General features: G+C 58.6%; 17 protein-coding genes, 1 tRNA gene and 6 pseudogenes. 15 read left to right on the top strand and 9 right to left on the bottom strand.

The window, feature by feature from the left end:
* Nucleotides 1–116: 116 nt before the first annotated feature.
* Both AC1RGE_RS07545 and AC1RGE_RS07550 read left to right on the top strand, forming a co-directional pair.
* Complete coding sequence (locus AC1RGE_RS07545; protein WP_492583795.1) at nucleotides 117–1,079, top strand: bifunctional GNAT family N-acetyltransferase/nucleoside diphosphate kinase regulator; 963 nt, start codon at nucleotides 117–119, stop codon at nucleotides 1,077–1,079.
* A 605-nt stretch (nucleotides 1,080–1,684) separates the two neighbouring features.
* Nucleotides 1,685–2,137 (top strand): DUF1090 domain-containing protein, encoded by a 453-nt coding sequence (locus AC1RGE_RS07550; protein ID WP_492583797.1) that lies wholly within the window; start codon nucleotides 1,685–1,687, stop codon nucleotides 2,135–2,137.
* A gap of 968 nt (nucleotides 2,138–3,105) precedes the next feature.
* Here the strand turns inward: AC1RGE_RS07550 and AC1RGE_RS07555 are convergent.
* Complete coding sequence (locus AC1RGE_RS07555; RefSeq protein WP_492583799.1) at nucleotides 3,106–4,122, bottom strand: fimbrial protein; 1,017 nt, start codon at nucleotides 4,120–4,122, stop codon at nucleotides 3,106–3,108.
* A gap of 149 nt (nucleotides 4,123–4,271) precedes the next feature.
* Here AC1RGE_RS07555 and AC1RGE_RS07560 point away from each other — a divergent pair.
* The 6 genes and pseudogenes from AC1RGE_RS07560 to AC1RGE_RS07585 all read left to right on the top strand — a co-directional run.
* Nucleotides 4,272–4,451, top strand: a pseudogene (locus AC1RGE_RS07560) (IS630 family transposase); the annotation flags it as partial.
* Nucleotides 4,447–4,515, top strand: a pseudogene (locus AC1RGE_RS07565) (IS66 family transposase); the annotation flags it as partial. The pseudogenes AC1RGE_RS07560 and AC1RGE_RS07565, both read left to right, overlap by 5 nt.
* 690 nt (nucleotides 4,516–5,205) lie before the next feature.
* Nucleotides 5,206–5,444, top strand: a pseudogene (locus AC1RGE_RS07570) (low affinity iron permease family protein); the annotation flags it as partial.
* Nucleotides 5,445–5,720: 276 nt separating this feature from the next.
* A complete protein-coding gene (locus AC1RGE_RS07575; protein WP_492583801.1) occupies nucleotides 5,721–6,176 on the top strand; it encodes a PA2171 family ribosome-binding persister protein in 456 nt (151 codons plus the stop codon).
* A gap of 345 nt (nucleotides 6,177–6,521) precedes the next feature.
* Nucleotides 6,522–6,788 carry a DUF6555 family protein gene (locus AC1RGE_RS07580; RefSeq protein WP_492583803.1) on the top strand — a complete coding sequence of 89 codons (267 nt, stop codon included), beginning with the start codon at nucleotides 6,522–6,524 and terminating at the stop codon, nucleotides 6,786–6,788.
* A 55-nt stretch (nucleotides 6,789–6,843) separates the two neighbouring features.
* A complete protein-coding gene (locus AC1RGE_RS07585; RefSeq protein WP_492583805.1) occupies nucleotides 6,844–7,107 on the top strand; it encodes a hypothetical protein in 264 nt (87 codons plus the stop codon).
* Between the two features lie 60 nt (nucleotides 7,108–7,167).
* On the opposite strand, the gene AC1RGE_RS07590 is transcribed toward AC1RGE_RS07585, so the two are convergent.
* The 5 genes and pseudogenes from AC1RGE_RS07590 to AC1RGE_RS07610 all read right to left on the bottom strand — a co-directional run.
* Nucleotides 7,168–7,704 carry a lysis system i-spanin subunit Rz gene (locus AC1RGE_RS07590; protein ID WP_492583807.1) on the bottom strand — a complete coding sequence of 179 codons (537 nt, stop codon included), beginning with the start codon at nucleotides 7,702–7,704 and terminating at the stop codon, nucleotides 7,168–7,170.
* Nucleotides 7,701–8,253, bottom strand: a pseudogene (locus tag AC1RGE_RS07595) (glycoside hydrolase family 19 protein). The gene AC1RGE_RS07590 and the pseudogene AC1RGE_RS07595 overlap by 4 nt, the downstream one beginning before the upstream one ends.
* Nucleotides 8,254–8,280: 27 nt before the next feature.
* On the bottom strand, nucleotides 8,281–9,324 hold the full coding sequence (locus AC1RGE_RS07600; protein WP_492583809.1) for a phage late control D family protein: 1,044 nt from the start codon (nucleotides 9,322–9,324) through the stop codon (nucleotides 8,281–8,283).
* 61 nt (nucleotides 9,325–9,385) lie between these two features.
* Complete coding sequence (locus AC1RGE_RS07605; RefSeq protein ID WP_492583811.1) at nucleotides 9,386–9,592, bottom strand: tail protein X; 207 nt, start codon at nucleotides 9,590–9,592, stop codon at nucleotides 9,386–9,388.
* Nucleotides 9,567–9,668 (bottom strand): annotated as a pseudogene (locus AC1RGE_RS07610) (phage tail protein); the annotation flags it as partial. The pseudogene AC1RGE_RS07610 and the gene AC1RGE_RS07605, both read right to left, overlap by 26 nt.
* Here AC1RGE_RS07610 and AC1RGE_RS07615 point away from each other — a divergent pair.
* Nucleotides 9,648–10,439 (top strand): annotated as a pseudogene (locus AC1RGE_RS07615) (tyrosine-type recombinase/integrase). The pseudogenes AC1RGE_RS07610 and AC1RGE_RS07615 overlap by 21 nt on opposite strands.
* A 101-nt stretch (nucleotides 10,440–10,540) precedes the next feature.
* Here the strand turns inward: AC1RGE_RS07615 and AC1RGE_RS07620 are convergent.
* Nucleotides 10,541–10,614: transfer RNA gene (locus tag AC1RGE_RS07620), tRNA-Cys, on the bottom strand.
* Between the two features lie 405 nt (nucleotides 10,615–11,019).
* On the opposite strand from AC1RGE_RS07620, the gene AC1RGE_RS07625 reads away from it, so the two are divergent.
* From AC1RGE_RS07625 to AC1RGE_RS07635, 3 genes are all read left to right on the top strand, one after another.
* Nucleotides 11,020–12,120: a polyamine ABC transporter substrate-binding protein gene (locus AC1RGE_RS07625; RefSeq protein ID WP_019094478.1), complete on the top strand. Its 1,101-nt coding sequence runs from the start codon at nucleotides 11,020–11,022 to the stop codon at nucleotides 12,118–12,120.
* Nucleotides 12,121–12,173: 53 nt separating this feature from the next.
* On the top strand, nucleotides 12,174–13,592 hold the full coding sequence (locus tag AC1RGE_RS07630) for an aminotransferase (protein ID WP_492583813.1): 1,419 nt from the start codon (nucleotides 12,174–12,176) through the stop codon (nucleotides 13,590–13,592).
* Nucleotides 13,593–13,666: 74 nt separating this feature from the next.
* Nucleotides 13,667–14,548: a helix-turn-helix transcriptional regulator gene (locus tag AC1RGE_RS07635; protein WP_011061748.1), complete on the top strand. Its 882-nt coding sequence runs from the start codon at nucleotides 13,667–13,669 to the stop codon at nucleotides 14,546–14,548.
* Nucleotides 14,549–14,653: 105 nt separating this feature from the next.
* Here the strand turns inward: AC1RGE_RS07635 and AC1RGE_RS07640 are convergent, their stop codons facing one another.
* Nucleotides 14,654–15,694 (bottom strand): ABC transporter substrate-binding protein, encoded by a 1,041-nt coding sequence (locus AC1RGE_RS07640; protein WP_011061749.1) that lies wholly within the window; start codon nucleotides 15,692–15,694, stop codon nucleotides 14,654–14,656.
* 514 nt (nucleotides 15,695–16,208) lie between these two features.
* On the opposite strand from AC1RGE_RS07640, the gene AC1RGE_RS07645 reads away from it, so the two are divergent.
* The 3 genes from AC1RGE_RS07645 to AC1RGE_RS07655 all read left to right on the top strand — a co-directional run bounded on the left by AC1RGE_RS07645 (nucleotide 16,209) and on the right by AC1RGE_RS07655 (nucleotide 19,700).
* Nucleotides 16,209–17,357, top strand: coding sequence for a MalY/PatB family protein (locus AC1RGE_RS07645; protein ID WP_011061750.1), 1,149 nt, complete (start codon nucleotides 16,209–16,211; stop codon nucleotides 17,355–17,357).
* A 278-nt stretch (nucleotides 17,358–17,635) separates the two neighbouring features.
* Nucleotides 17,636–18,694 carry a Rieske 2Fe-2S domain-containing protein gene (locus tag AC1RGE_RS07650; RefSeq protein ID WP_401260224.1) on the top strand — a complete coding sequence of 353 codons (1,059 nt, stop codon included), beginning with the start codon at nucleotides 17,636–17,638 and terminating at the stop codon, nucleotides 18,692–18,694.
* 55 nt (nucleotides 18,695–18,749) lie between these two features.
* A complete protein-coding gene (locus AC1RGE_RS07655; protein ID WP_401260226.1) occupies nucleotides 18,750–19,700 on the top strand; it encodes a PDR/VanB family oxidoreductase in 951 nt (316 codons plus the stop codon).
* A gap of 4 nt (nucleotides 19,701–19,704) precedes the next feature.
* Here the strand turns inward: AC1RGE_RS07655 and AC1RGE_RS07660 are convergent, their stop codons facing one another.
* A complete protein-coding gene (locus AC1RGE_RS07660; protein ID WP_011061753.1) occupies nucleotides 19,705–20,418 on the bottom strand; it encodes a GntR family transcriptional regulator in 714 nt (237 codons plus the stop codon).
* Nucleotides 20,419–20,626: the final 208 nt, after the last annotated feature.

Here is a 20,626-nt window from a genome sequence, read left to right on the forward strand (position 1 = left end):
CTGCGGCGAGCCTCTGGACCGGATCCTGGGGCAGAACGATGGTTTCCTCGAACACGCCGGGATGTTCGCCATTCCTCGCGGTATATCTTAAAATGCGCGGTTGCCGAAGAACCGTCATGACCATAGCCATGAAAGGCTTCCATTCTTTACAGATAAGTGTGGTCAAGATGAACAAGCCTTTCATTACCCTGTGCCCTGAAATTACTCGGGCGCATGCCCTGACATTGATGGATTGGTTGGAGGATGAGCGCGTTACCTGCTATTTGAGCGATTCGCGTCACGTCTCCCGCTCCATCGAGCAAGTCATCGATCGGACTCAATTGCCGATCCTGACCCATCTATTCAACCGGGACGGCCGGTTCTTCATGGCCTATGACCGGCATGACGCCCCGGTGGGCTTTGTCCGTCTGGTCAAGACCGGCGCCAATTGCGAGATAGTCCTGGTCATCGGAGACAGCGACAAATGGGGCCGGAACCTGGGCGCCCGCACCATCCGCGAAGGCATGAAACTGGCCTTCCTCGACATGCGGGCCGAGAAACTCATCGCCAAGATCCACCCGGACAACACGCGCTCGCTGAAAGCCTTTCAGCGCAGCGGCTTTGTGCTTGAAAGCGAAACGACGACATTGAGATCATTTTCCATGACGGCCGAGCGCTATCTCCAGTTCTTGCGCGAAGGTACCGTTGTCGACTCCACTGAGATCTACATCACTGAAATCGACAAGGCCAGGCTCGAGAGTCTGATCGTGTTCGAGCAAGGCCCGACGATTGTTGAACTCGAACATGAGCTTGAGCGAGCCATTGTCGTCAAGCCGCAGCAGGTGGCGCGCAACGTCATCACGATGAACTCCAGGGCCTTGCTGCAACTGGACGATGAAGAGATCGAAGTGGCCTTGGTCTACCCTGAAGACGCGGACAGCACCGCAGGGAAGCATTCGGTGTATTCCGATATAGGCGCCGCCATACTTGGCTATCAGGAGGGGGACACCATCGACTGGCGAATCTCTGATCGCACCCGCCGGATTGAAATCAGAAAAGTGCTTTACCAGCCGGAGGCTGCGGGGGATTTCCACCTGTAAGTGCGCCCTTTGCTTAGTGTTCGGCCATCAAGCGCGAGCGTTTCCCAGAGGACAGCGCCTCGCGCTCCATGCGTGAGCGCCCCACTGCTTCTACACCTCCAATCGGTGCCCGTAATACTGGTGCCAAAGGGTGCCGAGCAGATCTCCCTCAGGCGCTCCGCATCTCGTCGCTACAACTCAAGAGCTCGATTTAAAACCCGGGTTATTCAGGTTGCCGCGGCCTGCAGACTTGGCATGTACCTGGCCACCGCCTTCGAACCATGCGAACCGATGTCGCCGGCTACAGCGACTTGGCTGGTGCAGCGATCCCTTCCAATCGTCTAAGGAGTGGACATGCTGTTTTCCAGATACAGAAAAAGCGCTCACCCCGAGGGTATGAAAACCTCGTGACATGTTCGCTGGATTGCTTATGGCGGGGTGTTTTGTAATAAATTTGCAACATAAAAAACATGCTGATATTTTTTAAACATGGAATATCCCATCACATAAGAATATTCCTATTTTAATGAAAAATATGATTGCGCCATTGACACATTTATATTTTTTGTCTGAAAAAACAGGAGTAACGGATCTGTGGGTTAGCCCGCAGAAAGGAGAACTCTGCTATGAAACTACACCACTCACTATTTCTAGCACTACCACTACTTGTGTATTCCTCGCTCTCATTGGCGACACCAAACTGTGCAATAAAAGAGCAGAAAATCAGAACACAACTCGAGTATGCAACTCACTATGGCAATATTCATCGCATTGCCGGGTTGAATCGCGCCTTGACCAATGTGCAGACCTATTGTTACGACGGCTACAAAAATGGCTATACCGGATACGATTACACCTCTGCGACTAAATCCACCACGCCCTCTGCCACTCCATTGTATGCACCGATTCGGCCTTCTCAAGTGGCGGAAAAGCAGCGCAAAGTAGAAAAAATCAAGGAAAAGCTGCAAGAGGCACAGCTTAAAGGTAAACCAAGCAAAGTCGCCAAGCAGCAGAGAAAATTGGATGAAGCTGAATTTGAACTAAGGCAGGCGCAGTCATTGGAGCAACAACCTGGCTGATGCGAGCAACGTTTAATCTCGGATAAACAATGCTGTAATTTTCTATATTTATTAAGGTGACCGATCACTCGGTCACCGAACTACGCTATAAAAATATTATTTTATTTGCATCTGCCTTGCTCAAGCCAACATATGAATCACTTCAGCCCCCTTCCATTCGCAAACTGAATAATTCAGGGCTTCACCGCTACCGCTGCCGCCTTCTGGCCTCAGATCGACTATCCAATTGGCCGATTTGATGGCATCCAGGTCACGCACTCAATGGAGAGAACACTCTCTCAAACGCCAGGCTAAGAACAGGCTATTTGCAGAATCGATCCGCACAATTGCGGAAGCGATTGCCCAAATCCCAGGCAATAAAAAACCCCGTAGACGTTAATCTACGGGGTTTACAAGGGTGGAGGCCGAGGTCGGAATCGAACCGGCGTAGGCAGATTTGCAATCCAGATAAAAACTTATGATTTTCAGCAAGTTAGCGATAAAACCGTTCCGCAAGTGGCATCTCCTAGAAAGGCTGCAACCCACGGCCTACGCGGGCCCTAAATTTGATTGCGGAACTGATTTGCCCCCGCCTAAAGGTTCAGGACCCAACGACGGCCGCCATTCGAGAAGCCTCTAGCTCTAGCCCTTCGCCCCCCTTGCCAGTTCAGTCGATCCGATGATGAATCGAGCACATTAAACAAAAAATTAAATAGAGTTTAGTAGGCTGATTAACCCATAATTTTTCTGTAGCAAAAATTAAGCAGATTAGAGGGAAAGACCGACTAACCGTTCAATTTTCGATCAAAGTCCTTTCACTCAAGATAACCACAGAGAGGATAGGGATTCGAATCGATTCCTCATTATTCCAAGGCCGGTTTCGGCCACAAGCGATCATATGTTGATTACAAAACCAGGGCCAATTCACTGGAGAATGCCGGCGGTCACATCAGGCGATTCTTAAACTTGCGAGTCCGGTGGTCAGCTTGTCATTCGTAGGTAATCGTATATGTCACGTTGCTGTTGGCTGTGCCCGATTTCAATGTCTCGGCGCTGCGATAATAACGGGCCTTAAGGGGAATGGTGAATGCGCCGGTGGCATTTTGCATACCGATATCCAGTGTCTTGTCGTAGGCGACGGGTATGTCATTCGACAGTATCTGGATTTTCACCCCTTGGGCGGTATCTGGGGAGGTGGCGTTCGCGAGGTTGAGCAAACCTTTGGTGTTGTCGTAAATACCTGCGCCGTGTGCACTGAGGGTCAATTTCACCTTGGTACCGACATCGCAGCTCAGGGGGATTGAAAATGCCTGTTCAGCGGCAGTCGTGCCCGCATTCGCCAGTTGCTTCATTCCGACTTCACCCAATGGCACCGCGATTTCAGTCTTGTCGACGAAGCAGCCCAGTGTGCTGACCGTGAAGGCGGAGGACTGCACGTGCGACTCCGGATAAACCCAGTCGGTATTGTCATTTTTCAAGGCGAAGCTGCCAACGAACTGAGGTGCCGTTTTGCCTGGCCGGATCGTGCCGATCTTGTAGAACACCAGTTTGAATGCGGCCTGCATGGGTTGTGTCGGAAAGGTGCCGTTGAGCGCCTGGCACAAGCGCTGTACGTCCACGCCGCCGATCTCGCTGGTGCCCGTCACGGGCTTGAATCCCTTGCACGAGCCTATCGACTCGCCGTACACCGCATAACCTATGCCGGCGTCAGCGCCGCCAAGTTTATAGATGTTAAGGCCATTGATTTGCGAAGACGCCGGGCCATACCCTTTTACATAGAACCCTTGGTGGTTGAAGCCGGCGGTGCAGTTGAAGGTGTTGATGGGGGCGGTCACGACAGATGTGCCGATTTCGGCGCCAATCGGTGTGTCGCGCCGCACCGTCATGTCGGGAATGGTGAGTATTGTTTCAGCGGTCAGGGTCGTGCAGCTGGCTGCATTCGCTGGCGTCGAGTAGATGGCGGACAGCGAAAACAGGGATATGAGCAGTCGTGCATCTATTTTCATTAGCTAAGAGGTCGCTATATTAGTTTCGAAGAAACTAGCGGGCACACGACTCGGAAGCCATCAGGCAATTCCTAAACAAGACTGCGTGTAAAGGATTTTTCAAGTGTTGCGCAGGTAGCTAGTGTGCTGTTCTCGAAATAACTTTTCTCAGATCAGAGAGCGCTCGTTTGACCGGTTTCTCACTCCCCACAATCACCTGTTGGTGCCAGTATTTTCAAACGCCGCGATTGGACGGTTTGCTCGACAGGCCGGGTCGTGGGCGCAAAACGTCCTTGCCGGCTGAGGCAGTGTGTCGTGTCCTTGAACAGGTCACTCAGCCGCAAAGGGGCCGTGCCCATCGACAACAACCCGGTCGAAAACACCATCAGGCCATGGGTGCTTGGGCGCTCCAATTGAATGTTCGCTGGGTCTCTTCGCAGCGGTAAACGAGCAGCAGCAGCTGTGCCGGCCAACAGGAGACTTCGAGTGGTATCGGGTTGGAACAGAGGTAGGGAACGTCAATAATCAAACCTGCAACTGATTCATCCCCTCCACTAATGCCTTCGATTCACCCACATTTACTTCCTATTTTCACCGGCTACTCTTAGTGGACCGCTGGAATGCCGGAGAAAATGGCAATGGACACAATGAGCAAAAGCGAACTTGAAGCCGTACTTTCAAGCCGTTTGCCGCAATGCTCCATCAGCTGTTCGATCAATCCAGATAGCACCATGACAGTCGAAGTAACGGGGCCCGAGTTGCAGCAATTCACGATTACCAACATAGATCGAGCTCAGTATCACGGCGAACCAGGCATAGCGATGCTAACTCGTGAGATTCTGGAAGAAATGGTCGTATCTCGGCAAACATCTCGCTTGAAGTGCTTGAACAACAAGCTGCGCCATCCTCTATTCCCGTGTTGAACTTACCTCTCGCCCCACTGGAACGCTGCTAGATCCGGTACTAAATCAACGTGCCCGCCCATAAGGGAAAATGTTTCACGTTCCCTCGGCCTACTAATTTGTAAAACAAATAGAATTCCTCACGCATAGATATGTCTATTTATTACAAATCCAAAATAGGCTCAACCATGAAATTCTCGAAGTAATGGTTTTCTTAATTCAGAACACGCAAAACCGTGAAAACGACATTTGCACCTGAAGATCGATGAATTGGTGCGGGCTTCAAAGGATGCGAAAAATGCAGTTCTTAATCTCGAAAAGATGGACACCAAAGAACTCCACGAGTTGCGAAAAAATATAGCATACTGGGAAATAGCGAAATCCAAGACAACAGCAAAAATTTTTCCACTGAAGAAATACCACCTCTGCCATCCCAATTGAAATATTAACGATTTACAACGACCAACAGCGCCATTTCTAACTATGCATCAAGCATCTCCCAGCTACTAAACGATTTAGAAAACTGCTTTTTGCCCCCCCCCTACAAGGAGTCTTGCAAGATGCATGACGCTACTCTTCTGCCAGGTCAAATAACCGCCTGAAAACGGTAGTTTGGAAAATTCAAGGAATGGCACAGAGCATGCTTAATTCAATAGGAGTGTCTTTAGCACACTCCCTTTTAGCCATGACGAGGTCAACATGAACGCTATTTAACTTTTGAAAGCTGACCATGAGAAAGTGAAAACTATCCTTACCCAGTTGAGTGAGTCCACGGATCGAGCCATCAAGAAGCGAACGGAACTTCTCGAAAAACTGGAGGCCGAGGTAGCTGTTCACACCCAACTTGAAGAGAAAATTCTTTACCCTACATTCAAAGCCGCTGGGGGCAAGGAACAAGCGGAAATGTACTACGAGGCCAAAGAGGAGCACCGCACAGTCGACTCATTGGTATTGCCAGACCTGAAAAAAACAGATCCGACAAAGCCTGAGTTCGCGGGTCGCGTCAAGGTAGTCAAAGAGCTACTAGAACATCACATTGAAGAAGAGGAGTCTGAAATGTTCCCTCAAGTCGAAAAACTTATTCCTCTCAACGAGCTTAATGAACTGGGCGAGAAAATGAAAACTATGAAATCCTCACTCAAAAAGATAGTAACTCCATCCAAAACGACGTAAGACCTGTAAAGTATTCAGCAACACACGCAGCCCGCGTTATGCGGGCTATTTACTGAGACAATATTGTCAATAGATAATCACAATAACCCCATCCTAACGCTTAATGATGGCAATTTAATAACACAAAAAAAAGCCCGCATGCATTGCGGGCCAAGTTCGGAATTACCCTCTGAGCCCTCCTTGCCGTCAGCGGGCTCAAGCTTGAGAAACTCAAACTTGAGCACCGTTCTCTTTTTCCTTTGCTTGCTCGACGAGCGGAAAACTTATACAAAAAAACCTTAATGTACAAATAATATTTTGAACCCTCCAGCATTCCCTCCTTCAAACACCCGGAAGGAGGACAACATGGACAAGTTCTACATAATCGAATACGCCCTAAATAACGAGCAGAGGTCTTTTATTATCCGAGCCAGGGGAATGGATAATGCCGAAGCTTGGCATTGGGCATGCTGTGATGCGGGAATAGGGCGAATCCCAAGATTCGGACGAGAAAGGGTTAAGCGAATCAGCAAACCGATGGCTGAACGCTATGGTGTCAAGGATGTGATGTGGCGACCTTCGGGAAGCGCCCCTTTCCAGCCCAAGCCGTACACCCCCCCTCCGCCCGAATAGAGAGCTCCCCATTTGCAAGAGTAATACACCGGGCTAACTACCGGCTGGAGGGAATGTGAGAAGAAAATCGATAGTTAAAAAGCCTGAAATCAAAACTTTATGGTTAGAAGCCACTGAGCTTAGCAACCGATTATTCAGAGAGGCTGCTGATCTGGACGACGCTGCATATCTAATACTTAGTGATGGATTGACTAGCGATGCTATCCTAAAAGAATTTCAAGCTGCAAAAGATAAAGCAAGATCTAAACATGAAGAAGCTATGAACGCCTGGAGAAATGCAAACATCAAAATAGAAAAGGCTCTTCATCCGCGGAAGTAGAACGCAATGCCGCCCCATTGTTAATAATGGGGCGATATGGTTGGCAATTGCTAGGGATAGCTACTTCGGCGCTCTTTTTGACTTTACAAATATCTCTTTCACATAAGCCTGGCACGCGGTCAAGGCGATCAATCCTTGGTCACCGTCTCCGGCGATGGCAACAGTTCGTTGAGCAGCCGCTGGGTCAAGTTCGGCTCGCGCTCGTCCACGAACCACGCCGCAGGTGCCGGCGGTGGCTGACACCCCACCGCTACCACCCGAGGCGGCGGTGTTGAGTAGGACTGACAGCCGCAAGTCAGCAGTAGCAAGCCGATCACGCAAGCGAGCTGGGTTCGATTGAGCATCGCGCAATTCCTTGTAGTGGGTTTTGTCATTCACCTGCAGGCGATCCTCCAGGGCCCGGCGGGCTTCCTGCTGAGTTTCCTGCCAGTTGATCACCGCCCTGGCGGCCTGCTCGCGATCCCGGCTGTACGACTCGGCCTGATCAGCGAGATCCTTGCCGTAGGCGTTGGCCTGCCACGTCCAGGCCAGCCAACCACCCAGGGCGAACCCCAGCACCAGGGCCAGGACCGGCAGCAGCCAGCACGGGGCCTTCACGCCAGCACCTCCAATGCACGCTCATACAGCGCCTCGCGATCCGCCAGGCCGTTGGTTCCGCCGTTGATGCGCTTGGTGATGGTGAGAAAGTCGCCCTTATCGGCCAGGGTGTTCAGGCCCGCACGCTGCCAGAACCAACCCGCCGACAGCGCGGCATAGCCTGGGTTTTCCAGTAGCTCAGGGGTGTCGAGCAATCGAGCATCGCTGAACAGCGCTTCACTGCAGGCTTCATAATTCGCCCGGCCGGTGACCTGAATCAGCCCCCTGCCCCGATACTTCTGGCCGTCACCGTCCGCTTCGGGGGGTATTACCCAGGCGCTTGGCCAGGGCGCCGGTGTCGTACTTGCTCAGGTACTGATTGCTGCCCAGTTCGCGCACGTACAGGAGCTGGCCGGACTCGTGGCCGATCTGCGCGATGAACGCCGCCATGCGCAAGCGGGTGATGATCACGTACTTGCTCATTGCGGCGTTGAGAGCAGGAACAAAAACGCCGGCTTTAGGGCCGGCGTTGGGGAGGATCTGCAGCAGCTGCTGCGCGGTAATGGTCATACGTGGTTTCTCCAGTGGTGATGGGGTTCAGAGCTGCTCGACCCTGAGCGGCTTGGTTGCTTTCTTTTTCTTGCCTTTGGCTTTCGCCTTGCCCTTCTTGCCGCCATTGCACTCAACCGTGGTGCTCCACCCGGACTGGGTGAACACCTGCTCGACCGAGTCCACCAGGTACTCGCCATCGAGGCCGACCTTGAAGCCCTGGGCATTGATCATGCGTTCAGCGAATAGATCGGTTCGGCCAGGCATCTCCAGGCGCACACCGGCGGTGCTGCGGTTGAATGCAGCCAACCGTGCCTTAGCGGCTTGCTCGGCAGCGGACTTGTTCGGATAGATGTGGCGGTCGGTGTGCACCGGCGGCAGGCCGTCCGGGGAGTCCTCGTTGCCCAAGTCGACGACCCGCAGCTTTCCGCTCTTCTTGTCCTGGTGCTTGGTCTGCACCGCCTTGTGGGTGGTTTTGTCCCCCAGGCGAAACTGATAGCGGCTCACATCGCGGCGGGTGATGGTGACGGTGCCAAGGGCCTTGCCGCTCGCGCTCTGCCCGGCCTGCCGAGGCAGCACCAGCATCCTGCCGTCGGCCACCTTGGCTGTGCAGTCGTACAGCTTGGCCAGGCGGGTGATGAAGTTGAAGTCAGATTCGTTGAGCTGGTCGACCCGGGGCACCTTGGTGGTCACCGTGCACACTGGCTGCCAGCCGTTGCGGGTTGCCACATCGCGCGCGATCTGCTGCAGCGGGACGTCTTCCCAGCTACCGCTGCGGGTGGTCTTGCCACTGCCGCGCATGTCGCTGGCCTTGCCCCGGATCTCGATAGAGTCGGGCGGCCCCGTCACCACGACCTCGTCTACCGTGTAGCGACCCAGCCGGGTCAGTGACTGGCCGGCGTAACCCATGAACACCTCGATACTGGCACCACGGCTGGGCAGCGCCACCGCGCCATCTCGGTCATCGATGCGCAGCTCAAACTCGTCCGACTCCATGCCGGGCTTGTCCGAAGTGCGTAAGGTCAGCAGCCGGTCGTTGATCAGGGCGGTGATGTTTTTACCGTCGGCAACGATTCGGAACCCTGGTTTCATTGCTCATGCTCCAGAAACAGAAAACCCCGCACATGGCGGGGTCTATGGGTGACTCTGGCAATTAGTCCCAGAGCAGCACAGAAGCATCGGTCTGGCTCGGCAGATCCGGCAGCACAATCAGCACCCCAGCCCGGAACGGCTGGGGCTCTTCGGCCAGTCCCTGGTTGGCATCCAGCACCGCTTCGACACTGCCATTGAGGTGCCCGTAATACTGGTGACACAGGGTATCGAGCAGAGCCCCGTCAGACGTTCTGCATGTCGTCGCCATAGCTCACGAACTCCAGTGAAAAGCCCTGCTTACGCGGGATGCCCCCAGCCAGCTGATGGCTCTGTTCTTCCTCGAGGAGCTCAAGCAACTGCGCAAAGCCTTCGAGACCGCTCCCATCGATGCGATCATGCCTCAGATCGTGGCTCAGTACCGCGACGCCCGCACCGCCAAGGTGAGGGCCAATCGGGAAATTGCCCTGCTCTCCCACGTGCTCACCATCGCCAGAGAATGGGGCATGACTGATTAGGCCAACCCTTGCTTTGGTGTGCGCCGCAACAAGGAAACACCGAGGGACTACTACGCGGGCGATATCGTCTGGGACGCAGTATATGCCCAGGCAGCACAGGAGCTCAGAGACGCCATGGATCTTGCGTATCTCACCGGGCAGCGACCCGCGGATGTGCTGAAGGCTGCGACCACAGACATGAGCGAAGGCTTTCTGCGGATTGGCCAGGGCAAGACCGAGAAACGCTTGCGAATTCTTCTGGAAGACGCTGGCAAACAATCAGACCTGGCGGTCTTCCTGGAGAAACTAAAGGAACGACGCGCCATGAATCGCATCAAGACCTCGGTGCTCATCACCAACGCTTCAGGCTTGCGCATGAGCCAGCAGATGCTGCGCAATCGGTGGGATGAAGCCCGGGAAAAGGCCGCTATCAAGGCAGCTGCCGATGGCGATAACGCTCTGGCAACGAGCATCCGCCAATTTCAGTTTCGTGACATACGACCAAAAGCCGCCAGCGAGATAGCCCTCAAGCATGCAAGCAGACTGCTCGGCCACTCTTCCGAGGAGATCACCAAGAAGGTCTATCGGCCCGTCGGAGAGATCGTAAAACCCACGAAATAAGGAGGGGGGGTTGCGAAACACATTCCAAGAGTTGCGGAGCAACTGACAAATTTCAGGCAAGAAAAAACCCCGTAGATCATTGATCTACGGGGTCTTTAGAGTGGAGGCCGAGGTCGGAATCGAACCGGCGTAGGCGGATTTGCAATCCGCTGCATAACCATTTTGCTACTCGGCCCCAAATGCCCAATGCCTGAAACACAACACTGGACACGTACAAACTGGAACGGCTAACGAGATCAACTTCATCTCGTAACTCTTTGATTTCTAAAGAGTTTTTCCGTTTCCTCGCTGAGGAATGGTCGCAATTATGGACGTGTTTTCCATTCCTGGCAACTCCTATTCGAGATTTTTTCTGCCGGGCTGTTTCTACAGATTTCCGGGCTGAGCCAATCCGTCGGGCGAACAGCCTGGTGTTCGCCAACGAGGCGGGATGATTGCACAAACCCATCCAGATAGCTGCCCCCTTCTGTGTTTGCCCACCTACCCGATCGGGTTATGGCGTGGGCCGAGGCACTCGCGGACAGTTACGCCAACGGCTCGACCCGGGCTCCTTCCATCACGTTCAAGGCGGAATTGAAGTATGCGTACAGCTTTCCCTGCGATGTTTGGCGTGGTTCTGGCACTGACGGCGGCTTGGGCCCAGGCCGGTGAGCCTGGAGACAAGACCCTGCGTTTGTACAACTGGTCGGACTATATCGGCGAGAACACCCTCGCCGGGTTCGAGAAGGCCACCGGGATCAAGGTGATCTACGACACCTTCGATTCCTATGAAACCGTCCAGGGCAAGCTGCTGCCGGGGCGCTCCGGCTACGACCTGGTGGTGCTCAACGCGGCCCTGGTACCGCCCTTGATCAAGGCGCGGGTGTTCCAGCCGCTGAACAAGGCCTTGCTGCCCAGTTGGCAGAATCTCGACCCGCAGGTGCTCAAGAGCCTGGAAAGCTACGACCCGGGTGTGCAGTACTCGGCGCCCTACACCTGGGGCAGCAATGGCGTGACCTATAACGTCGACAAGGTCCGCGAGCGCATGCCGGACGCGCCCATCGGTTCTCTGGCCATGCTCTTCGATCCCAAGGTGGTGTCGCGCTTCGCCGATTGCGGGGTGACACTGCAGGATTCGCCCACCGACATTCTGCCGCTGGTGCTGGCTTACCTGGGACGCAATCCCAACAGCGCCGCCCCCGATGATTTGAAAGCGGCGCAGGATGCCTTGATGGCGGTGCGCCCCTATATCCGCAAGTTCGACTCCACCAGCTACCTCAATGGCCTGGCCAATGGCGACCTGTGCGTCAGCGCCACCTGGTCCGGCGACTACGCCACGGCCCAGGCCAGGGCCAACGAGGCCGGGGCACCGGTCAAGCTCGACTATTTCATTCCCAGGGAAGGCTCGCTGATCTGGTTCGACGATTTCTATATCCCCGCCGACGCGCCGAACGTGGCCAGCGCCCATGCCTTTATCCAGTACCTGCTGCAACCTAAGGTCATGGCCGAGGTCAGCGACTACATCCGCTACGCCAACGCCAATCTCAAGTCCACGCCACTGTTGAGCGCCGAGGTGCGGGACAACCCGGCGATCTACCCCGATGCCCAGACCCGCGAGCGGCTGTTCACCCAGAAGATCCAGACGCCCGCCAGCACCCGGCTGATCACCCGTACCTGGAACATGGTGAAGATCGGCAAGTGAGCCCCCCGCCCCCACAGACTTTCCACCCCATATTGCTACCCGAGGTGAAGCCCATGGCTATCCAACCCAACGCCTTCTTCCAGCAGTTCGACGATTCGAAACTGGTGGCCGCCGACAAGGCGCACTACATGCACGGCTTCCATATGTTCGACGAACACCGCGAGCAGGGGTCGTTGAATATCGCTGCCGGCGACGGCGCCTACATCTATGACACCGCCGGCACCCGCTACCTGGATGCCGTAGGCGGCATGTGGTGCACCAACATCGGCCTGGGCCGCGAGGAAATGGCCGAGGCCATCGCCGACCAGGTGCGGCAACTGGCCTACTCCAACCCGTTCTGCGACATGGCCAATGTCAGCGCCATCGAGCTTTGCCAAAAGCTGGCAAGCCTGGCCCCAGGGGACCTGAACCACGTGTTCCTGACCACCGGCGGCTCCACCGCGGTGGACACCGCCTACCGCCTGGTGCAGTTCTATCAGAACAGTCGCGGCAAGCATGAGAAGAAGCACGTGATCTCGCGGCACAACGCGTACCACGGCTCCACCTTCCTGACCATGTCCATCGGTAACAAGGCCGCTGACCGCGCGCCTGAATTCGACTTCATGAGCGACCTGTTTCACCACATCTCCTGCCCCAACTACTACCGGGCGCCGGCCGGCATGAGTGAAGCGGACTTCCTCGAGTTCCTGGTAGCGGAATTCGAAGACAAGATCCTCACCCTGGGCCCGGACAAGGTGGCGGCGTTCTTCGCCGAACCCATCATGGGCTCCGGTGGGGTAATCATTCCGCCCGAGGGTTATCACCGGCGGATGTGGGAAATCTGCCAGCGCTACGACCTGCTGTATGTCGCCGACGAAGTGGTGACCTCCTTCGGCCGACTAGGTGCTTTCTTCGCCTCCGAGGAAGTGTTCGGCATGCAGCCGGACATCATCACCACTGCCAAGGGCCTGACCTCGGGCTACCTGCCCCTGGGCGCGTGCATTTTCTCCGAGCGCATCTGGCAGGTCATCGGCGAGCCGGGCAAGGGTCGCTGCTTCACCCACGGTTTCACCTACAGCGGGCACCCGGTGAGTTGCGTCGCGGCGTTGAAGAACATCGAGATCATCGAGCGGGAAAACCTGCTGGCCCACGTCGAAGAGGTCGGCCTCTATATGGAGCAGCGCCTGCAGACCCTGGCCAAACTGCCCCTGGTGGGCAGCGTGCGCTGCAAGCGGCTGATGGCCTGCGTCGAATTCGTCGCCGACAAGCGCACCAAGGCGCTGCTGCCCGACGGGCTGAACATCGCCGAGCGCATCCATCTGCGGGCCCAGGCCAAAGGCTTGTTGGTGCGCCCCATCGGCCATCTCAATGTGATGTCGCCCCCCTTGATCATCACTCGCCAGCAGATCGACGAAATAGTCGCCACCTTGCGCGACTGCGTCCTCGAAGCCGCCGCCGAACTGCGCCAGAACGGCCAGTACCTGGGCCAATGACCCCTAGCCGCTGGCAGCGCGAATATCGGCCCGGGGTCTTACCGGGCCTGCGCCCGACCGTTAGACTGCCGGGCATGAGCGCACCAGCAAACACTTCTACCGCCCCCCTCAGCCTCCCTGCCCTGCAGGCCTGGCACGCCTGCCTGGCCCAGGCCTTCGGCAGCGTGGACGATGGCACTTTCCTGCAGCACCTGGCGACGGCGCTGAACGCCCTGACGCCCATCGAATCGATGATGATCAGCCTGGAACGCAAGGGCCTGCCACCGCAATTGCTGCATGAACGGGGCATAGTCGGCGCCTACCGCGACGAAATCATCAACCGCTACTTTTCCCGCGGTTATCTGCTGGATCCGTTCTGCCTGGCGGTGGAAAACGGCCTGGCCGAAGGTTTCTATCACCTGTCGGAAATCGCCCCGGACGACTTCTTCAGCAGCGAGTACTACAAGACCTACTACCTCAAGACCGGGGGCGCGGAAGACAGTTACTACATCGTCGACCTCGATCCCCAGAGCAAGATTTCCCTGTGCATGTTCCAGGGCCTGAGCGGTGAGCGCTTCGCCAGCGAACCCCTGGCGCTGCTGCGGGCGGTGGAACCGCTGGTGCGCGAGCTGATCCGCCGTTTCGGCGGTAGCGGCCTGCAACCGCTGTTGCGCCAGGCCAGTCAGGACGCGCTGCCCGCCCCGGCACCGGCCAACTTCAACCAGCAGATCGAAGCGGCGTTCATGAGCTTTGGCCAGCCACTGCTGACGGTTCGCGAGCGCGAAATTGCCCACCTGATCCTGCGGGGGCACTCGGTAAAATCCACGGCCAAGGTGCTGGAGATTTCCCCGGAAACCGTGCGCATGCACCGCAAGAACCTCTACACCAAGCTAACCATCAACTCCCAGGCCGAGCTGTTCGCGCTATTCATCGACTGGCTGACCCAGCCCGCACCCACCAGCCAAAGCCCCCTGTAGGAGCGAGCGTGCTCGCGATGCACTCAAAAACGCCGCGGTCACTGAGTGAACGCGGCGTTTTCGTTGACGATCTTCGCGAGCAAGCTCGCTCCTACGGCCTTTCCATCAGCGAGCGGCCCAGGCGTTGAAACGCTGCTCCAGCTCCTCGCCATGATCGACCCAGAACCCCGCGTCCACTGCCCTGGCGCCCTTCAAATTGGCCTCGAAGGTCGGCAGTTGCCGCTGCACCGCCTCAGGCAGCAACGGCAGCGCCTGACGATGCACCGGCCCGTAGGGGATGTTTTCAGAGAACACTTTCTGCGCCTGGGGCTGGCTGGCGAACAGAATGAAGGCTTCGGCCAGGGCCTTGTTCGGCGAGCCCTTGACCACCGCCCAGTACTCCGGGTCGTACAGGCTCTGGGGCCAGAGGATACTCAGCTGCATGCCCTCCTTCTGGGCCATGGCAATGCGCCCGTTGTAGGCTGCGCTCATCACCACGTCACCGGCCACCAGCCACTGCGGCGGCTGAGCCCCGGCTTCCCACCACTGGATGTAGGGCTTGATCTGGTCGAGCTTGGCAAAGGCCCGGGTCACGCCCTCGGGGGTGTTGAGCACCTGATACAACTGGGCAGGCGCCACACCGTCGGCCAGCAAGGCAATTTCCAGGGTGTACTTGGCGCTCTTGCGCAAGCCGCGCTTGCCGGGGAAGTCCTTGAGGTTCCAGAAATCCGCCCAGGACTGCGGCGCCTTCGCCAGCTTCTGCGGGGCAAAGGCCATGACCATCGACCACACATAAGTGGCGACCCCGCATTCGGTCAACGTGCCGGGCACGTACTGCGCCGGGTCCCCGAAACGGGCCAGGTCCAGGGGTTCGAACAGGCCCTCGTCACAGCCACGCAGCAGCTCCGGGCTCTCCACTTCGACCACATCCCAGCTGGTCTTGCCGACATCGACCATGGCCTTGATCTTCGACAGCTCGCCATTGTATTCGCCGGCCACTACCCGGGCCGCCCCGCTCTGGTTGAAGGGCTGGAAGTAGGCCTGCTCCTGAGCCTGTTTGGTGGCTCCGCCAAAGGAAATGACCGTGAGGTTCTGCGGCTGGGCGTAAGCCCCGGTGCACAGCAAGACCCACGACAACGCAACGCCGCAACGCAAGGTGTTGGACATGAAACCCATCCTCAAGAAAGCCGGCTCGCCCGCACGAACCCGCACAACAAGAGCCTGGAAGCGACCGTATGCAACGGGCGGTACAGCACCAGGCACTACGAGTCTTGGTCAGCGGCGCAAGGGCTCGCGCGGCGCAGGCCGCGTAGCCGGATCATCACCGTTGCGGGCTCTGCGGCCCTGATCGTTTGGTGTAGTGGCGACCCGACCGGAGCAACCGGCCGTGGTCATGCGCGAATGGCAGTTCATCGCTTGCTCCCTGTTGTTTTTGTAGGAAGAACAAATCGATCGGCAGTGCATCGCAGGAGCGCCCGTGGCAGTCGGGCAGGCGGATGCAGGGGTTCATTGTTTCCATAACCCGGGGCGTTGCGAAACGAGGTTTTTGTGAGGCACAGGCAAGGGAAAAGCTGCCTAGAGGACAGCCGGGGTAAAAAAGCCGCAATCGGGCCGGCCGGTTCAGCGCCAGGTGAGGCTAGAATCAGTTCCTTTCTCCCCCGCGACCCGACGAGATCCGTTCATGAGCTTCGATTTCGATACCCTGCACCCCCGTCATGGCACCGGCAGCACCAAATGGAGCCGCTACCCCGAGGATGTCCTGCCGATGTGGGTGGCGGACATGGATTTCGCCGTGGCCGATGGCATCCTCCAGGCCCTGCGCCAGCGCCTGGAGCACCCGCTGCTGGGCTATAGCGTGGCCCGGGACGAATTGCGCGAGGCGGTGGTCGCCGACCTGTGGGACAAATACGCCTGGCGCGTCAGGCCCGACGAGCTGATTTTCCTCCCCGGGGTCGAGCCCGGGTTCAACATGGCCCTGCACGCCTTCGTCCAGCCGCAGCAGAAGGTGGTGCTGCAAACCCCCAACTATCGCCCCCTGCGCCTGGCCCCGGGCAACTGGGGCCTGGACAAGGTCGAAGTGCCGTTCCAGCTCACCGTCGACGGCACCTACGACACCCCCATGGATGCCCTGCGCCAGGCCTTGCAAGGCGCCGGCGCGATGCTCCTGAGCAACCCGCACAACCCCCTGGGCAAGGTCTTCCCCCGGGACGAACTGCTGGCGGTGGCCACTGCCTGCCTGGACCAGGGCGCGTTGATCATTTCCGACGAGATCCATGCCGAGTTGTGCTTCGACGGCCGCCGGCACATCCCCACCGCCTCCCTGAGCCCGGAAATCGCCCGGCGTACCATCACCCTGATGTCGGCCAGCAAGGCCTACAACATCGCCGGGATGAAGACCTGCTTCGCCATCATCCAGGACCCTGCCACCCGCCTGGCCTTCAACAATGCCCGCGCCGGCATGGTAGACAGCGTCAGCCCCCTGGGCCTGGAAGCCACCCTGGCCGCCCTGACCCACGGCGGCCCCTGGCTCCAGGCCCTGCTGGGCTACCTGCAGGCCAACCGCGACTACCTGCTGCACGCGGTGCAGACCCGCCTGCCCGGCATCCGCATGCACGCGCCCCAGGGCACCTACCTGGCCTGGCTCGACTGCAGCGCCCTGGGCCTCGACGACCCCCACGCCTTCTTCCTCGAGCAAGCCAAGGTCGGCCTCAGCGCCGGCCTGGAATTCGGAGACGACTGCGGGCAGTTCGTGCGCCTGAATTTCGGCTGCCCGCGGGCCTTGCTGGAAGACGGCATCCAGCGCCTGCAGGACAGCCTGCAACGGCGCTGATTCTGCAACCCCCACTTCGTCCCCGACACCGCAGCCGCCAGATCCCCCCTGGCGCTGCGGCCCGCCCCCCAGCCTCGCCCCGCAACTGCCCACCGGCCCTTCGGCGCGCCGCGCCTTGACGCGCGAACAATGGATCCATAAATCCCCTTCACTGGATCCAAAACCCCTATAGCAACCGATTATCGAACACTAAATCAGCATATTTGTTTGACACCCCCAGAGCACCAACCATTTAATGGATCCATTAAATAAAAACAACAAACGCCTGGAGAGACGTCATGTACCCCAAGAATGCCTGGTACGTTGCCTGCACCCCCGATGAATTGCAGGGCAAGCCCCTGGGCCGGCAGATCTGCGGCGAACACATGGTGTTCTACCGCGCCCATGAAGGTCGGGTAACCGCCGTCGAGGATTTCTGCCCCCATCGCGGCGCGCCGCTGTCCCTGGGCTATGTCGAGAACGGCAACCTGGTATGCGGCTATCACGGCCTGGTGATGGGCTGCGACGGCAAGACCGTGGAAATGCCCGGCCAGCGGGTGCGCGGCTTCCCCTGCAACAAGACCTTCGCCGCGGTGGAGCGCTACGGTTTCATCTGGGTCTGGCCCGGCGACCAGGCCCTGGCCGACCCGGCGCTGATCCATCACCTGGAATGGGCCGACAACGATCAATGGGCCTATGGCGGCGGGTTGTTCCACATCCAGTGCGACTACCGGCTGATGATCGACAACCTGATGGACCTGACCCACGAAACCTACGTGCATGCCTCCAGCATCGGCCAGAAGGAAATCGACGAGGCGCCACCGCAGACCACGGTAGACGGCGATCAGGTGGTCACCGCCCGGCACATGCACAAGGTCATGCCGCCGCCCTTCTGGCGCATGGCCCTGCGCGGCAACCAACTGGCCGACGACGTGCCGGTGGACCGCTGGCAGATCTGCCGCTTCAGCCCGCCCAGCCATGTGCTGATCGAAGTCGGCGTGGCCCATGCCGGCCACGGTGGCTACGACGCCCCTGCGCAGTACAAGGCGTCGAGCATCGTGGTGGATTTCATCACCCCCGAAAGCGACACCTCGATCTGGTACTTCTGGGGCATGGCGCGCAACTTCAACCCCCAGGACCCGGCGCTCACCGAGAGCATCCGCGAAGGCCAGGGCAAGATCTTCAGCGAGGACCTGGAGATGCTTGAGCGCCAGCAGCAGAACCTTCTCGCCCAGCCCCAGCGCAACCTGCTCAAGCTCAATATCGACGCCGGCGGCGTGCAGTCGCGCCGGGTCCTGGAGCGGCTGATCGCCCAGGAGCGCGAGCCCCGGGAACCCTTGATCGCCACAAGCCGTTAACCCCCCGAACCCGACAGGCTGGCGGCCCGGATGCGGCCACCGGCGAGGACCGATGATGATCGACGTACTGGTGGCCGCGCGCCACGATGAAGCCCTGGACATCTGCAGCTTCGAACTGGCCGCGGCCGACGCAAGCCCCCTGCCCGCCTTCAGCGCCGGCGCCCATATCGACGTGCATCTGGCCAACGGCCTGGTGCGCCAATACTCCCTGTGCAACCACCCCGCAGAGCGCCACCGCTACCTGATCGGCGTGCTCAAGGACCCTGCCTCCCGCGGTGGCTCCAGCAGCCTGCACCAGCAACTGGAGGTAGGCACGCGCCTGCGCATCAGCGAGCCACGCAACCTCTTTGCCCTGAAGCACGCAGCACGGCGCAGCCTGCTGTTCGCCGGGGGCATCGGTATTACCCCGCTCCTCAGCATGGCCGAACAGCTGGCCCACAGCGGCGCGGATTTCCAGCTGCACTACTGCGCTCGTTCCGCCCAGCGTGCGGCCTTCGTCCAGCGCTTGCAGGCCTCGCCCTTTGCCGAGCGGGTGAGCCTGCATTTCGACGAACAACCGGACACCGCCCTGGATATCGCCCAGGCCCTGGCCGGGCCCCGGGACGACGTGCACCTGTATGTCTGCGGCCCCGGTGGCTTCATGCAACACGTGCTGGACAACGCCCGGGCCCAGGGCTGGAAGGAGCAATGCCTGCACCGCGAATATTTCAGCGCTGCGCCCATCGACCACAGCGCCGACGCCAGCTTTGCGGTGAAGCTGGCCAGCAGCGGCCAGGTGTTCCAGGTACCGGCCGATCGCAGCGTGGTCCAGGTGCTGCAGGACCAGGGCATCGAAGTGCCGATTTCCTGCGAGCAAGGGATCTGCGGCACCTGCCTGACCCGGGTGCTGGAAGGGGTACCGGAGCACCGCGACCTGTTCCTCACCGAGGACGAGCAGGCGCGCAACGATCAGTTCACGCCCTGCTGTTCCCGGGCCAGGAGCCCGCTGCTGGTGCTGGATCTGTAGAGCCTCACTGCGGGCGCAGGATCAGCCTCATGCGCTCGTCGGCCACGGCCGAGCCGAAGATCTCGGCATAGCGCAAAGTGGCGTTGGCATGCTCGCGCATCAGGGCCTCGGCCCGCGCACCCTGGCCATTGACCAGGGCATCGAATATCGAGTGATGCTGCATGTGGGCATAGTTGAAGCGCCGGTATTCCCGGGCCATGTCCTGGCGGTCTACTGCCAGGGCGGTGACCGAGGCGAACGGCAGGTGGTCGTTGCGCGCCAGGGCATCGGCGATCGCCGGGTTGCCGCTGCCCGCCACGATCACCTGGTGAAAACGCATGTTGAGGTCGTGATAGAGCTCCAGGTCCTCTTCGTTGACATAGCCCTTGTCGAACAGCGCATCGCCCTCGACCAGGCAGCGTTCGAGAATCGCCCGGCCCTCGGCCGACAGCCCGCGCTCGGCGGTCTGGCGCGCCGCCAGGCCTTCCAGCACCCCGCGCACCTCCACCGCCCCGGCGATGTCTTCGGCGCTTACCGAACGCACCTGAAACCCGCGACCGCCGAACCGCACCAGCAGGCCTTCCTGCTCCAGGGTGCGAAAGGCCATGCGCACCGGCATGCGTGACACCCCGAACAGCTCGGCGGTGGGCACTTCCATCAAGCGCTCGCCTGCCGCCAACTCGCCCGAGGCGATCATCTTGCGCAGCGCGACCAGCACCGTTTGACCGGGTTTGCTCATCCGGGCAGCTTCCTGAAAACGTGGGCGGCCATAGTAACGCAAGCCCCCCCGCAACACGCACCCCGAGATTGCCGTTGCCATACGAAGCAGCACGAAACAGCGGCTACCTTGTAGCCGCTGCCGAGCCTCGGCGAGGCTGCGCAAAGGTCCGCAGGACCTTGCCTGGCGATCTGCCGCCGGACCTCCAGCTCCCGTGGAATCGCTGCGT

This window comes from Pseudomonas sp. GW823-FHT02C05 (assembly GCF_058797595.1).

Coding starts and splice junctions, on each gene's coding strand:
- AC1RGE_RS07545 (WP_492583795.1), top strand. CDS start 117: ATGACCATAGCCATGAAAGGCTTCCATTCTTTACAGATAAGTGTGGTC.
- AC1RGE_RS07550 (WP_492583797.1), top strand. CDS start 1,685: ATGAAACTACACCACTCACTATTTCTAGCACTACCACTACTTGTGTAT.
- AC1RGE_RS07555 (WP_492583799.1), bottom strand. CDS start 4,122: ATGAAAATAGATGCACGACTGCTCATATCCCTGTTTTCGCTGTCCGCC.
- AC1RGE_RS07580 (WP_492583803.1), top strand. CDS start 6,522: ATGGACAAGTTCTACATAATCGAATACGCCCTAAATAACGAGCAGAGG.
- AC1RGE_RS07600 (WP_492583809.1), bottom strand. CDS start 9,324: ATGAAACCAGGGTTCCGAATCGTTGCCGACGGTAAAAACATCACCGCC.
- AC1RGE_RS07605 (WP_492583811.1), bottom strand. CDS start 9,592: ATGGCGACGACATGCAGAACGTCTGACGGGGCTCTGCTCGATACCCTG.
- AC1RGE_RS07625 (WP_019094478.1), top strand. CDS start 11,020: ATGCGTACAGCTTTCCCTGCGATGTTTGGCGTGGTTCTGGCACTGACG.
- AC1RGE_RS07630 (WP_492583813.1), top strand. CDS start 12,174: ATGGCTATCCAACCCAACGCCTTCTTCCAGCAGTTCGACGATTCGAAA.
- AC1RGE_RS07635 (WP_011061748.1), top strand. CDS start 13,667: ATGAGCGCACCAGCAAACACTTCTACCGCCCCCCTCAGCCTCCCTGCC.
- AC1RGE_RS07640 (WP_011061749.1), bottom strand. CDS start 15,694: ATGTCCAACACCTTGCGTTGCGGCGTTGCGTTGTCGTGGGTCTTGCTG.
- AC1RGE_RS07645 (WP_011061750.1), top strand. CDS start 16,209: ATGAGCTTCGATTTCGATACCCTGCACCCCCGTCATGGCACCGGCAGC.
- AC1RGE_RS07650 (WP_401260224.1), top strand. CDS start 17,636: ATGTACCCCAAGAATGCCTGGTACGTTGCCTGCACCCCCGATGAATTG.
- AC1RGE_RS07655 (WP_401260226.1), top strand. CDS start 18,750: ATGATCGACGTACTGGTGGCCGCGCGCCACGATGAAGCCCTGGACATC.
- AC1RGE_RS07660 (WP_011061753.1), bottom strand. CDS start 20,418: ATGAGCAAACCCGGTCAAACGGTGCTGGTCGCGCTGCGCAAGATGATC.